The organism is Ruoffia halotolerans (assembly GCF_014049385.1).
In the GTDB taxonomy this organism is placed as follows: Bacteria; Bacillota; Bacilli; order Lactobacillales; family Aerococcaceae; genus Ruoffia; species Ruoffia halotolerans.
Genome location: NZ_JACAOA010000040.1, coordinates 1 through 14,346, shown reverse-complemented (window position 1 = coordinate 14,346; position 14,346 = coordinate 1). Strand labels below are relative to the sequence as shown.

11 protein-coding genes and 1 other annotated feature are annotated in these 14,346 nt (G+C 37.6%); of the genes, 7 read left to right on the top strand and 4 right to left on the bottom strand.

Annotation, left to right across the window (positions count from 1 at the left end; all coding sequences use genetic code 11):
* The first annotated feature begins 185 nt into the window (after nt 1-185).
* Nucleotides 186-317, top strand: a sequence feature (ribosomal protein L10 leader region).
* Between the two features lie 48 nt (nt 318-365).
* Both rplJ and rplL read left to right on the top strand, forming a co-directional pair.
* The gene (gene rplJ, locus HW423_RS10205; protein ID WP_218931806.1) at nt 366-908 is read left to right on the top strand and encodes a 50S ribosomal protein L10; all 543 of its coding nucleotides are present in this window, start codon (nt 366-368) and stop codon (nt 906-908) included.
* Between the two features lie 52 nt (nt 909-960).
* A complete protein-coding gene (rplL, locus tag HW423_RS10200) occupies nt 961-1,335 on the top strand; it encodes a 50S ribosomal protein L7/L12 (protein ID WP_218931805.1) in 375 nt (124 codons plus the stop codon).
* A gap of 272 nt (nt 1,336-1,607) precedes the next feature.
* On the opposite strand, the gene HW423_RS10195 is transcribed toward rplL, so the two are convergent.
* The gene (locus HW423_RS10195; protein WP_456238832.1) at nt 1,608-1,997 is read right to left on the bottom strand and encodes an IclR family transcriptional regulator; all 390 of its coding nucleotides are present in this window, start codon (nt 1,995-1,997) and stop codon (nt 1,608-1,610) included.
* Nucleotides 1,998-2,180: 183 nt separating this feature from the next.
* Here HW423_RS10195 and HW423_RS10190 point away from each other — a divergent pair, with 183 nt between their 5' ends.
* Nucleotides 2,181-2,420: a hypothetical protein gene (locus HW423_RS10190; protein WP_218931803.1), complete on the top strand. Its 240-nt coding sequence runs from the start codon at nt 2,181-2,183 to the stop codon at nt 2,418-2,420.
* A gap of 185 nt (nt 2,421-2,605) precedes the next feature.
* Here HW423_RS10190 and HW423_RS10185 read toward each other — a convergent pair whose 3' ends face one another.
* Complete coding sequence (locus HW423_RS10185) at nt 2,606-3,358, bottom strand: alpha/beta hydrolase (RefSeq protein ID WP_218931802.1); 753 nt, start codon at nt 3,356-3,358, stop codon at nt 2,606-2,608.
* A 63-nt stretch (nt 3,359-3,421) separates the two neighbouring features.
* The gene (locus HW423_RS10180; protein ID WP_218931801.1) at nt 3,422-4,294 is read right to left on the bottom strand and encodes a Cof-type HAD-IIB family hydrolase; all 873 of its coding nucleotides are present in this window, start codon (nt 4,292-4,294) and stop codon (nt 3,422-3,424) included.
* Between the two features lie 102 nt (nt 4,295-4,396).
* On the opposite strand from HW423_RS10180, the gene HW423_RS10175 reads away from it, so the two are divergent.
* The 4 genes from HW423_RS10175 (at nt 4,397) to rpoC (ending at nt 13,097) form a co-directional block, all read left to right on the top strand.
* Nucleotides 4,397-5,014, top strand: coding sequence for a class I SAM-dependent methyltransferase (locus tag HW423_RS10175; protein ID WP_218931800.1), 618 nt, complete (start codon nt 4,397-4,399; stop codon nt 5,012-5,014).
* Nucleotides 5,015-5,161: 147 nt separating this feature from the next.
* On the top strand, nt 5,162-5,350 hold the full coding sequence (locus HW423_RS10170; protein WP_218931799.1) for a hypothetical protein: 189 nt from the start codon (nt 5,162-5,164) through the stop codon (nt 5,348-5,350).
* Between the two features lie 379 nt (nt 5,351-5,729).
* Nucleotides 5,730-9,320, top strand: a complete 3,591-nt coding sequence (rpoB, locus tag HW423_RS10165) for a DNA-directed RNA polymerase subunit beta (RefSeq protein ID WP_218931798.1) — start codon at nt 5,730-5,732, stop codon at nt 9,318-9,320.
* A gap of 96 nt (nt 9,321-9,416) precedes the next feature.
* Complete coding sequence (gene rpoC, locus HW423_RS10160) at nt 9,417-13,097, top strand: DNA-directed RNA polymerase subunit beta' (RefSeq protein WP_328803176.1); 3,681 nt, start codon at nt 9,417-9,419, stop codon at nt 13,095-13,097.
* A gap of 73 nt (nt 13,098-13,170) precedes the next feature.
* Here the strand turns inward: rpoC and HW423_RS11575 are convergent, their stop codons facing one another.
* The gene (locus HW423_RS11575; protein ID WP_218931797.1) at nt 13,171-13,869 is read right to left on the bottom strand and encodes a prepilin peptidase; all 699 of its coding nucleotides are present in this window, start codon (nt 13,867-13,869) and stop codon (nt 13,171-13,173) included.
* Nucleotides 13,870-14,346: the final 477 nt, after the last annotated feature.

Here is a 14,346-nt window from a genome sequence, read left to right as displayed (position 1 = left end):
CCAGAATTTGAAGTAAGTCTTCATTTTTTTAGCTCTTTTTTTATAATAAAAGGGCATGCTTTTGAAGACAGACTTATATTTTCAGGTAATAATTGAAAATATTAGCTAAATGAAAACCGATTAAATAAAAAAAGTTAAAAACATTAATAAAAAGTGTTGACAACACAGTCGGTATCCATTATGATGTTTTATGTGTTAAACGACCGAAGACAGTAAGTGGCAAATGCCTTAATTTCTTACCGAGGAAGTTCCTAAGTGATAAACAACAGGAATGTATCTCTATGTCTAAGGTGACATGGGGGTTTTTTTATTGGATAAAATAATCAATAAATACTCTCTATACCAAAATGACGGAGGTGAACTAATTGGGAAAAAGAAAAGTGACTCTTGAACAAAAACAAAACGAAGTTGCAGAAATCACTGAAGAACTTAAAGGTTCTGCAGGTGTTGTAATTATCGATTACCTAGGTCTTAACGTTACTGAAGTAACAGAATTACGTAAAAACTTACGTGATGCAGGCGTGAAAATGAAAGTTGTGAAAAACACAATCTTACGTAGAGCAGCTGCAGACGCAGGTATTGAAGGTTTAGATGAAGTTTTTGCTGGTCCTACTGCGATTGCTTTCCATTCTGAAGATGTTGTTGCTCCAGCTAAAATTATCGTTGAAGCTGCAAAAGATTTAGAGAAATTAGAAATCAAAGGTGGATTAATTGAAGGTGCTGTAGCTACAGTAGCTGAAATCGAAACATTATCTAAATTACCAAGTCGCGAAGGTCTATTATCTATGTTACTATCTGTACTGGAAGCTCCAATGCGCAATACAGCTTCAGTATTATCACAAATGAATCCTGCTCGCAAGATGGCTTATGCGCTTAAAGCTGTTGGTGAAGCAAAAGACGCTGCTTAATGTAGCATACTAAATAAATAAAAAAACACATATAAAACGGAGGAAACAAATCATGGCATTAAACATTGAACAAATTATTGAAGATATCAAATCAGCAACTGTTGTAGAATTAAACGAATTAGTAGAAGCAATCGAAGAAGAATTCGGTGTATCTGCTGCTGCTCCTGTAGCTGTAGCTGCTGCTGGTGGCGCTGGTGAAGCTGCTGCTGAAGAACAAACTGAATTCGACGTTGAATTAACTTCAGCTGGATCAGCTAAAATTAAAGTTATCAAAGCAGTTCGTGAAGCAACTGGTTTAGGACTTAAAGAAGCTAAAGAATTAGTAGATAACGCTCCAAAAGTGATCAAAGAAGGATTATCTAAAGAAGATGCAGAAGCATTAAAAGCTGCAATCGAAGAAGCTGGAGGAGCTGTAGAAGTAAAATAATCTTTGATTATTTAACTTTATACACTCTAAACCAGAGGTTTTTACCTCTGGTTTTTTTTGTACAAAAAAATAATTCCTACTATATAAGATACGAAAAGCGACACGGTAATTGAACCTTACTCAATTACTGTGTCGCTTTTTATTATTTAATCACCATAGCCTAATCTTTCTGAAGCTTCTTGGGCACCTTGACGTAAGATCCGCATATAGTCTTCTAATTTATCTTTATTCATACGAGTTAGAGGACCAACAATAGAAAGGGCGCAGACAACTTAATTCTCATAATTCAAAACTGGGAAAGCCAGTGAATAATTATTTTCAGTTAATTCACCCACACTAAAACTATACCCTTGGCTACGAACTTTTGATAATTCTTTCTTCAATTGATTTGGATTTGTAATTGTATGCTCTGTGAAAGCAGAGTGTGGAAAGTTAATCGCTTTCTCAATTGTTTCTTCATCTGAATAAGCGAGAAGCACTTTACCAGTACTGGTTGCATGTACCGGATTTTTCATTCCAATTTGTGTATAGATATCTGAGTAATATGGGCCGTTCATCTTATGGATGTAGAAGACATCTGTTTCATTGAACGCAGCGATTTGTGCACTTTCATTTGTTCTTTGAATAATATTGCTAAGTACTGGACCAACTTCGCGGTAGATTTTATTTGCATTTGCAAATATACCTACGTTAGTAACTTATTACCCAACATGTAACCTTGACTTTGGAAATCACGGGCTAGAAAGTTTTCTTTTTCTAATGGGTGCCATGGGTGTTGAAATGGATATGCCTTACGGACTGAATCAAGTTTGGGGTTATAAAGTTATAAAGGAACAAGAGAACATATGGCTGAGTTAATTGATTTCTTCGCCTATGACAAAAAGTTCACGACTGAAGAATTAATTACTGTTCGTCATGTTGCAAGTCAAGAGCCTGGCTTCCATGAAGCATTCAGTTCAATGTTCCCACATCCACGCCAAAGTTCTACGGATAACTTATCATTCCCAGACGAAGAAATTAAGAAAATCAAACATAAAACTTTATTAGTTCATGGACGTGAAGATAAAGTTGTTCCAGTCGATTAATCAATCTACTTGAAAACTCTGACTTATATATCTTCGGAAAATATGGTTACTGGGTACAAATTGAGAAATCTCTTGAATTCTCTATATTAGTTAATGACTTCGTAAAAGAAGACTAATATTTCATTCACACTTTATAAATGAAAAAACCGGAAGGACTCATGCTTGATGTGTTTTGTTCCGGTTTTTTATGCCCAAGCAAGCTGATCAAGGTAGTCAATTAAGGCTTCTTGAAAGTCACGAAAAGCCGGGCTGGTTGTTATGACATGGCGACCATCTTGGAAACTATCAAGGTGAACCGCTGTGTGAGTTAATTTACTTGCGATATCATCTTGTGTCTTAGGATTAATCAGCTCGTCTTGAATGGATTTAGCAATATAAGTAGGGGTCGTTATCTTTGGTAAGTTATCACGAACGCCTATAATTAACTCATCAATTTGCTTGATTTGTTGATTCATTAATGGGGTCAAGGTTTCAATTTCCTGTTGGATATCTTCATCTGACCATTTTCTATGTGAAAGAATGCGTCGAATCGAGCTTGTGATGTATCTTCGAATAGGTGTTGGGTCTAGGCCATTAATACATGGACTGTTGAAGGCGCCAATTGCGCTGAATTGATTTGGGTATTTTTGAGCAGCATTCAAAGCCAATATTCCCCCTAGAGAAAGTCCCATAATTGCAATTTGTTTATAACGCTCATCTTCCAAGAGTTGAATAGCTTCATCAACTTGGTGAGTCCATTCATTGGGATGGACCTGGAATAAATCGCCCACAGATTTTGTCCCATGTCCCGCTAGGTTAAAAGCATAGACACTGTAGCCTGCCTTGCGAAGCGCTCTAGCCGTTCGTCCAATTTCTTGAATACTTCCAACATAGCCGTGTAATAATAAAACACAGCGGGGACCTTCTTGATAATAGATCGTGTCTTTTGAGTCGGGCACGATAATCCTCTCCTTTAATAAAAAACAAGCAATATAACGAGTGTTATATTGCTTGTCGAAGTTTTATAATTGGTTTAATATTTCTTCGATGACAACAGCCACCCCGTCTTCACGGTGTGAAGGAGCAATAAACTTAGCCATTGCTTTCACTTCTGGTGATGCATTTTCCATGGCGTAACTATGACCTGCCATTTGTAACATAGAGCGATCGTTTAAAGAGTCCCCGATGGTAGCAACGTCTTCCATAGCAATACCGCGAGAAGCTGCATACTCAGCAACTGCAAACCCTTTTTGTGCTTTTGAATGTGTCACTTCTAAGTTATCTGGTCCCGAAGACGTAATGTCTAAATCTTCATAGCCTTCAAAAGTTTTAAGGAAGTGAGGCAACTTGCTATCGGAAGGTTCACCGAAAATCATAAATTTTAGAGCAGTAGTATCATCTGTATAACTAAACTCACTCATATCTTTAATGTAAGCAAGTTCATGAATGAACTGCGCATCACTGGAATAAGCATCGTCTGTTTCGATATTGGTATATTTCTCGATTTCTAATTTGCGAAGCATTCCCTTCACACGATTAACGAAAGCTTCTTTATCTCCTACATAGAAGTATTTATCCGTCATGACTGAATAAGCTGTTTCAGTTTCTTCTAGGTAGTTCAGCATCTCTTTAACAGTATCAATTTCTAACGGGATTTTTGTTTCGATGTCACCATCTAAGTTGTAGACGGCAGCCCCATTTAAGTTAATCATTTTACAGTTGATTTTATGAGCATCTAACATTGGTCTTGCTGAATTGTAGGCACGCCCAGTAGCGATCACAAATTCGATGTCTGCTTGTTGTAGCGCCTTAATTGCTTTCGCATTTCTTTCAGAAACCACGTGTTCTTCATTGAGAAGCGTCCCATCCATATCCGAGACAAATAACTTAACCATTTAATATCCTCCAATAATTTTTAGATTATTTTCTAGCTATAGTTTAACATGAATCAAAATAAAGTGATATGATATTGCTAAGTATATAAAGAGGTGAAGCATATGAATGAACAATATTTTTCTAATAATCCCCAAAGTCAACATCAAGAAAAGCAAATAGATACTGTAGTTAATGGGTTCAATCTTAAATTGATTACCGATAGCGGTGTGTTCTCAAAAGACCGCGTAGACTATGGATCACAGCGTTTAGTAGAGACGTTTATGGAAGAGAAACAAGTCCTTGAAGGTCAAAAAATTTTAGAATTAGGTAGTGGTTATGGACCAATCGTTATAACCTTAGCTAAAGCATTTCCTCAAGCCTCGATTACCGCTGTGGAATTAAACGAGCGAGCCTATCACCTTGCCCAGAGAAATAGCTCATTGAATCAAGTTGGGACGATTCAATGGTTATTAGATGATGCGACATCAGTCGATCTGAACGGAGAGGTTTTCGATTATGTCCTAACCAACCCACCGATTAGAGCAGGAAAGCAGACGGTTCATCAGTTTATTACCCATAGCTACAAGCAATTGAAACCAGGAGGCTCCTTATGGGTCGTCATCCAGAAGAAACAAGGAGCACCATCTTTATATAAACATATGGAAGAAATTTTTGGTAATGCTGAGAAAGTAAAGCAAGATAAAGGTTACTGGATATTAACGAGTGAGAAAATCGTGTAAAAAAATATAAAATATGACGATACAGCCTAATATTGGACTGTCATTTTAATCATGATATAATTATATTAAGGGCAAGCTAGTAGTTCCGTTACAGTGCCAATCAACCTATCAAAGATGCTAAGACAACATAATAGGAGGTTTGCTGTTATGAGTTTCAATAGTGTCCATGATGCACATCGACGAGCGGTTATACAAACGCAACAAGCAATAGCGAAAGAAAGTCGAGATAACAATAAGAAAGACAACAAGAAACATTTTAACGAAGATGATACTACACGAGTAGTGAAGAAAGATACATGGGTGGAGCGGTTAAAAAAAAGACTAGCTAAAAAATAGTAGACATGCGAACATTAAATAAGCTAAGAAGAGTGAGATTAACTTACTCTTCTTTGTATTGTTTCAACCAAAAAATTCGAAACGATTTGTAAGTAAGCGTGTTAATGATAAATAAGATAAAAAGTATTGACATAGGATTAAAATTCTAGTAATATAGATAAACGCAAAGAATAGGTATAGATGAAGAGATCACCGCTGAAATATTGTCCAGTCGGTGTTTTCGCCAGAATAAAACAAAAGATTGAGGCGCTTTTAACCTAAAGTTCACAATCCTTTGTTATTTTTTTGCCCAAAATTGAGTAAAAAAAGCAAGTGTAATGAAATGTTAATACTTGTAACAATTCTGTAATATCTAACTTAGTTCTAAAATTTATAAGGGGTGAAGAGCTTGAGTAATCATCATATTGTGAAATATGGTAAAAAAGCAGAGCGTCGTAGTTATTCACGTATTAACGAAGTACTAGAATCACCAAACTTAATCGAAATCCAAACTGATTCATATCAGTGGTTCCTTGAGGATGGGTTAAAAATTATGTTTGAGGATATCTCACCAATCGTTGACCACACAGAAAACTTAGAGTTACATTTTGTAGACTATGAATTTAGAGAAGCGAAATATAACGTCGACGAAGCAAGAAGTCATGATGCAAACTTTTCTCAGCCAATTTACGTAAAATTACGTTTAGTGAATCGTGAGACAAATGAAGTAAAAGAACAAGTTGTTTTCTTTGGGGATTTCCCAATGATGACAGAAATGGGAACATTCATTATTAATGGAGCGGAACGTGTTATCGTTTCTCAATTAGTACGTTCGCCGAGTGTATATTTCCATGATCGCCTAGATAAGAAAAATCGTCACACATTTACATCAACAGTCATTCCAAACCGTGGTGCATGGTTAGAATTTGAAACGGATGCTAAAGGTGTTGCGTATGTACGTATTGACCGTACACGTAAATTACCACTAACAGAATTAGTTCGTGCTTTAGGATTCGGATCAGATGAAGAAATCTATGATATCTTAACTGAATCAGAATTATTAAACACGACTATTGATAAAGACGTACATAAAAACGTTGCAGACTCTCGTGTAGAGGAAGCATTGAAAGATATTTATGAACGTCTGCGTCCCGGTGAGCCGAAAACGGCAGAAAGTGCGAGAAACTTATTAACAGCTCGTTTCTTCGATCCACGTCGTTATGATTTAGCGCCTGTTGGACGTTACAAGATCAACAAAAAACTTCACTTAAGATACCGTTTATTAGGCTTAACATTAGCTGAGACTTTAGCGGATCCAGAGACAGGAGAAGTTATCTTCCCAGAGGGAACAACCTTAGATCAAGCTAATATCGAAACCTTAATTCCTTACTTAGATAATGGAATTAATATGGTGACATTACACCCTTCACCAGAAGCGGTTGTAGCTGAGCCAATCGATGTACAAGTTGTTCGTGTTTATTCACCAGAAGATCCAGAGCAAATTATTAATATTATTGGTAATGGTCATCTGACTGAAGAAGTTAAGAGCTTAACACCAGCAGATATTATTGCTTCAATTAACTATTATTTATTCCTAGACTATGGTATTGGTGAGACAGACGACATCGACCACTTAGGTAACCGTCGCATTCGTTCAGTAGGTGAATTACTACAGAACCAATTCCGTATTGGATTATCTCGTATGGAACGTGTTGTTCGTGAGCGTATGTCACTGCAAGATACATCTTCAATGACACCTCAACAACTAATAAATATCCGCCCAGTTGTTGCAGCTATTAAAGAATTCTTTGGTTCATCTCAGCTATCTCAATTCATGGACCAATCAAACCCACTGGGTGAGTTAACACATAAACGACGTCTATCAGCCTTAGGACCTGGGGGATTAACCCGTGACCGTGCTGGATACGAGGTACGTGACGTGCATTACTCTCACTACGGGCGTATGTGTCCGATTGAGACACCAGAGGGACCAAACATTGGGTTAATTAACTCACTCGCAACTTATGCGAAAATCAATGAGTTTGGTTTCATAGAAACACCATTCCGTAAAGTTGACCGTGAAACAAACCGTGCAACAGAAGAGATTCATTATTTATCAGCAGATGAGGAAGATTTATATATCGTTGCGCAAGCAAACTCATTACTGAATGAAGATGGAACATTTACAAACGAAACTGTTATGGCTCGTTACAAGTCTGAGAATATCGAAGTTCCAAGAGAACAAGTCGATTTCATGGATGTATCACCTAAACAGGTTGTTTCAGTTGCGACGGCATCAATTCCTTTCTTGGAAAATGATGACTCGAACCGTGCCCTAATGGGAGCGAACATGCAACATCAAGCTGTTCCATTGATTAATCCTAAAGCACCATATATCGGTACTGGTATGGAATATCAAGCAGCACATGACTCGGGAGCAGCATTATTATGTAAACGTCCTGGTACAGTCACTTATGTAGATGCAGACCGTATTCGCGTTAAATTAGAAGACGGATCATTCGATGATTACCGTTTAACTAAATTTGCTCGTTCGAATGCTGGTACATGTTATAACCAACGACCAATTATTGAATCAGGTGAAACTGTTGCTAAAGGAGATATCTTAGCGGATGGACCTTCAATGGAAAATGGAGAAATGGCCTTAGGTCAAAACCCATTAGTAGCCTTCATGACTTGGGATGGATATAACTACGAGGATGCGATCATCATGTCAGAACGACTTGTTAAAGATGACGTATATACTTCAATTCATATTGAAGAATATGAATCAGAAGCTCGTGATACTAAGTTAGGACCTGAAGAAATTACACGCGAAATCCCGAACGTAGGTGAAGACGCACTTAAATATCTAGACAAAGACGGAATCATTGCTATCGGTGCTGAAGTTCGTGATGGGGACATTTTAGTAGGTAAAGTAACACCTAAAGGTGTAACAGAATTATCTGCAGAAGAACGCCTATTACATGCAATCTTCGGTGAGAAAGCACGTGAAGTCCGCGATACATCACTACGTGTACCACATGGTGGAGGCGGAATCGTTCATGACGTGAAGATCTTTACGCGTGAAAACGGAGACGAATTATCACCAGGAGTAAACATGTTAGTACGTGTTTACATTGTACAAAAACGTAAAATTAGTGAAGGGGATAAAATGGCCGGACGTCACGGTAATAAAGGGGTTGTCTCTTTGATCGTGCCTGAAGAAGATATGCCATTCTTACCTGATGGAACACCAGTGGACATTATGCTGAACCCATTAGGGGTACCTTCACGTATGAACATCGGACAAGTATTCGAACTTCACCTTGGAATGGCAGCGCGTGAGATGGGTATTAATATCTCTACACCTGTATTCGATGGTGCAAGTGAAGAAGACGTTTGGGAGACAATCAAAGAGGCTGGATTAGCAGAGGATGCTAAAACTACTTTATATGATGGTCGAACAGGGGAGCCGTTTGATCGTAAAGTATCAGTTGGTGTTATGTACATGCTTAAATTAGGACACATGGTTGACGACAAAATCCATGCTCGTTCAACTGGACCTTACTCATTAGTAACGCAACAACCATTAGGTGGTAAAGCACAATTTGGTGGACAGCGTTTTGGTGAGATGGAGGTTTGGGCCCTTGAAGCTTATGGTGCAGCTTACACATTACAAGAGATTCTAACTTACAAGTCAGATGACGTTGTAGGACGTGTGAAAACTTATGAAGCCATTGTAAAAGGTGAGCCAATTCCAAAACCAGGTGTACCTGAGTCATTCCGAGTATTAGTAAAAGAATTACAATCTCTAGGATTAGACCTACAAGTACTTGATGCAGATCACAAAGAAATCGACTTACAAGATGATGAAGAAGATGACGATATCATCAACTTTAATGCCTTAGAAAAATACAAAGAAGATCAAAAGCAAACAGGTAATAAACCAGTTGCTGCAAGTGAAGCTGTAGAGAAAAACACTGATAAATAAATTTAAGATAGTATAACGGGATAGAATGATGAGAGACCCACTCTTTAAACGAGTGGCTCCGTCGACTATCGGCAATTTTATAAGGAGGTTGGCCCTTTGATAGATGTTAATACTTTTGAATCAATGCAAATTGGTTTAGCATCCCCAGAGAAAATCCGTAGTTGGTCATACGGTGAAGTTAAAAAGCCAGAAACAATTAATTACCGCACACTAAAACCAGAAAAAGATGGCTTATTCTGCGAGCGTATTTTTGGTCCGTCAAAAGACTGGGAATGCGCGTGTGGTAAGTACAAACGTATTCGCTATAAAGGTCGTGTTTGTGAACGTTGTGGTGTAGAAGTAACGCGTTCTAAAGTACGTCGTGAACGCATGGGGCATATTGAATTAGCAGCTCCAGTAACTCACGTTTGGTATTTCAAAGGAATTCCAAGTCGTATGGGTCTTATTCTTGATTTAAGCCCACGTTTATTAGAAGAAGTTATTTACTTTGCTTCTTATATCGTAATTGAATCAGGTGATACACCTTTAGAAGTTAAATCATTATTAACTGAGACAGAGTACCGTGAAAAACGTCGTGAATTTGGTAATCGATTTAAAGCTAAGATGGGTGCCGAAGCAATTCGTGACTTACTAGAAGCAGTAGACATTGAAGCAGAAGCAGCAGAATTAAAAGAGGCATTGAAGACAGCGACAGGACAAAAACGTACGCGTGCCATTCGTCGTCTTGATATTCTAGACTCATTCTTAGAATCAGGTAATGATCCAACTTGGATGATTATGGATGCACTACCAGTTATTCCGCCAGAGTTACGTCCAATGGTACAACTTGAAGGTGGACGTTTTGCAACAAGTGACTTGAACGATTTATACCGTCGTGTTATTAACCGTAACAACCGTCTAAAACGTTTATTAGATCTTGGAGCACCAAACATCATCGTTCAAAACGAGAAACGTATGCTACAAGAAGCTGTTGACTCATTAGTTGATAACGGTCGTCGTGGTCGTGCTGTAACTGGACCGGGTAACCGTCCATTGAAATCATTATCACACATGTTAAAAGGTAAGCAAGGACGTTTCCGTCAAAACTTACTTGGTAAACGTGTTGACTATTCAGGACGTTCAGTAATCGTCGTTGGACCATCATTAAAAATGTACCAATGTGGATTACCAAAAGAAATGGCTATTGAATTATTCAAACCATTTGTAATGAAAGAATTAGTTGAACGAGATATCGCAGGAAATATTAAAAATGCGAAAAAAATGATCGAAACTCAAGATGACGCTATTTGGCCAGTCATTGAAGACGTGATTAAAGAACACCCGGTTCTATTAAACAGAGCACCTACGCTTCACCGTTTAGGTATTCAAGCTTTCGAACCAGTGATCGTTGAAGGTAAAGCGATTCGTCTTCACCCATTAGTATGTGAAGCCTATAACGCTGACTTTGATGGTGACCAAATGGCTGTTCACGTTCCGTTATCTGAAGAAGCACAAGCAGAAGCAAGACTATTAATGTTAGCTGCACAACATATCCTGAACCCTAAAGATGGTAAACCAGTTGTAACACCATCACAAGATATGGTTTTAGGTAACTACTACTTAACATTAGAAGAAGAAGGACGTATCGGAGAAGGTATGGTGTTCTCTTCTGTAAGTGAAGTTGAATTAGCTTACCAAAATGGATATGTACACTTACATTCACGTATTGCTATCCCAGCGGCTTCATTAGAAGGAAAACCATTTACAGATTGGCAAAAAGAACGTTTAATGGTAACGACTGTTGGTAAAGTGATTATTAACCAAATCATGCCAGAAGAGTTCCCTTACTTAAACGAGCCAACAACTGAAAACTTAATTGAACGCATACCTGATAAATACTTCCTTGAACATGGAGTAGATGTCAAAGAAGCGATTAAAGAAATGGACTTAGTACCTCCATTCAAGAAAAAACATTTAGGTAACGTCATCGCAGAAGTGTTCAAACGTTATCAAGTAACTGAAACATCTATCATGCTTGATAAGATGAAAGATTTAGGTTATAAATACTCAACTCGTTCAGGTATTACTGTTGGGGTTGCGGACGTTATTAACTTAGATACTAAAGAAGGAATCATTACAGATGCTCATGACCGCGTTGAGAAAATCACTAAGCAATATCGCCGTGGTTTAATTACTGAAGATGAGCGTTATAACAATGTTATCCGTACTTGGGAACGTGCGAAAGACCAAATTCAAAACGAACTGGTTGAAAAACTACCACGTCTTAACCCAATTAACATGATGTCTGACTCTGGTGCCCGTGGTAATATCTCTAACTTCACTCAGTTAGCTGGTATGCGTGGTAACATGGCGGCTCCAAGTGGTAAGATTATCGAATTACCGATTACTTCGAACTTCCGTGAGGGATTAAACGTACAAGAAATGTTTATCTCTACCCATGGTGCTCGTAAAGGTATGACCGATACTGCCTTGAAGACAGCCGATTCAGGATACTTAACACGTCGTTTAGTTGATGTGGCACAAGATGTTATTGTTCGTGAAGATGACTGTGGAACAGACAAAGGTCTAGTAATTAGAGCGATTAAAGATGGAAATAGTGTCATTGAATCACTAGAAGAACGTCTAATCGGTCGTTACTTACAAAAAACGATTCGTCACCCAAAAACGAACGAAGTTATTATCTCTAATAACGAATTAATTACAGAAGATATCGCGCAACAAATTATTGCTGCTGGTATCGAAGAAGTAACGATTCGCTCAGTATTCACTTGTGATACGATTCATGGTGTATGTAAACACTGTTATGGACGTAACTTAGCGACTGGAGATGAAGTTGAAGTTGGTGAAGCAGTTGGTACAATCGCTGCCCAATCAATCGGTGAGCCTGGTACACAATTAACAATGCGTACATTCCATACAGGTGGGGTTGCCGGTGGTGGAGATATCACTCAAGGTCTTCCTCGTATCCAAGAGATCTTTGAAGCACGTAACCCTAAAGGGTTAGCTCAAATCACGGAAGTGGCTGGAGAGATTGAAGCGATCGAAGAGAAAGCTTCAGACCGTACTAAAGATATTACTGTTCGTGGTATTACAGATACACGTACATATAACGTGCCATTCCAATCAAGACTTAAAATTACTGTTGGAGAAACTGTAGAACGGGGTCAAGCCTTAACAGAAGGTTCAATTGATCCGAAAGAATTACTACGTGTAACTGATGTTATCACTGTCGAAAACTACCTATTACATGAAGTACAAAATGTTTACCGTGGACAAGGGGTAGAAATCGGGGATAAACATGTGGAAGTAATGGTTCGTCAAATGCTTCGTAAAGTACGTGTTATGGACCCAGCCTCTACAGATATCTTGCCAGGAGCATTATTAGATATTGCTGACTTCTCTAAAGCCAACGAAGCAGCAATCAAAGCAGGAGAAGTTCCTGCAACTGCACGTCCAGTTTTACTAGGAATTACAAAAGCAGCTCTAGAGACAAATTCATTTATCTCTGCTGCATCATTCCAAGAAACGACACGTGTCTTAACTGACGCTGCTATTCGTGGAGATCGTGACGAATTGATCGGATTGAAAGAGAACGTTATTATCGGTAAACTAATTCCTGCCGGAACTGGTATGAACCGTTACCGTTCACTTGAAACGTCAACTTCTGAAGGTATCGAACGAATTTTAGAAGAAGAAAGAATCGCGAAAGAAAAAGTCGAAGCTGAAAAAGCAGAAGCCGAAAAAGAAGAGGAAGACGCTAAGTCTTCATTTAAATAATTAAATATCTTCAAATACAAACGCCTGCTCACTGAGTTAAATTAGTGAGCGGGTGTTTTTTTGTATTCATATTCTAGATAGAGAGGATACAATACAGACCGAAAAATATAAATGGAAAAAAAGGTAAAGCGCCAGTGAACTTAAAACTGAATAAGTATCTCAATAAGAAATAACATAGTGCTGTAGTCGATGTAATAAATAAAAACATAGGGAATAGAGATACAGGGATACATAATGAAAGGATAGTAAAGACTTTAATATCAGCTCCTCCAATAGAGGCAGGCCTTAGCGTGTTAAAAATGAAGAAAGAAACAAAGGTTACCGATGAAAGCAATAATTGCATATCAAATTCAAGCTCGCTGACGTAAACAATATACAAAACAAGACATAAAAGAATGAACTGAAGCAAATCAGGTACCATCATAGCGTGTATATCACAGTAGATCATTAACAAGCTTACTAAGTTAAAGATCAAGATAAAGTAGAAGTGATACTCATTAAACACAAAGCTAGACCATACGAACAGAAGACCACTTATGATTTCAACTATTATATAGTAGGAAGTCGTTGGCTTCTGACAATAACGACACTTAAATCGACTTAAAACTTGAGAAAAAATTGGAACTAAATCAATAGCTTTGAGTGTAGTAGAGCAATGATCACAAGTAGAACGACGAGTTAAACGAATTTGCTGGTGTACCCAATCAAAGGCAAAGCAATAAGTAAAGGAGCCAAGACAACTACCGATAATAAACTGAATAATATATATCATATAAAAACCTCCTAATGATATATACAAGAAAAAAGGTCAATTCCATTATTAAATTTACATAAAGTCGAAAATAATATATAAAAGACAAAAAAAGGTTGACCATTAGCTGAATTTCATGCTATATTATTTCTTGTTGTTATGAGAAAAAGTAACTATTACCTAACAATAGAGAATGTTTACATTAAATTAATGTTTACATTAAATTTACAAATAATTTTCAAAACTATTGACAGGTTGTGAATGCAATGTTACACTTACAGAAGTCGTTACAGTAATGTTTGTAGCGGTTACAAAAAAGTCAAAAGCGAATAAACATTCAAAAGCTTTAACTAGTTATTGATATCGTTATATCGTATATGTTATTATTCAAAAGTTGTCTTGCAGACAACAAGCACAAGAAAGTGAATTAAATACTTAAAAAAGTTATTGACTTTAATTTCTTAAACGTGCTATAATAATGAAGTTGCATCACAAGCG

Bases quoted from the DNA above. Each gene is read 5' to 3' on its own strand.
- HW423_RS10170 (WP_218931799.1), top strand. From the start codon at position 5,162: ATGAGTTTCAATAGTGTCCATGATGCACATCGACGAGCGGTTATACAA.
- rplL (WP_218931805.1), top strand. From the start codon at position 961: ATGGCATTAAACATTGAACAAATTATTGAAGATATCAAATCAGCAACT.
- HW423_RS11575 (WP_218931797.1), bottom strand. From the start codon at position 13,869: ATGATATATATTATTCAGTTTATTATCGGTAGTTGTCTTGGCTCCTTT.
- HW423_RS10180 (WP_218931801.1), bottom strand. From the start codon at position 4,294: ATGGTTAAGTTATTTGTCTCGGATATGGATGGGACGCTTCTCAATGAA.
- HW423_RS10190 (WP_218931803.1), top strand. From the start codon at position 2,181: ATGGCTGAGTTAATTGATTTCTTCGCCTATGACAAAAAGTTCACGACT.
- HW423_RS10175 (WP_218931800.1), top strand. From the start codon at position 4,397: ATGAATGAACAATATTTTTCTAATAATCCCCAAAGTCAACATCAAGAA.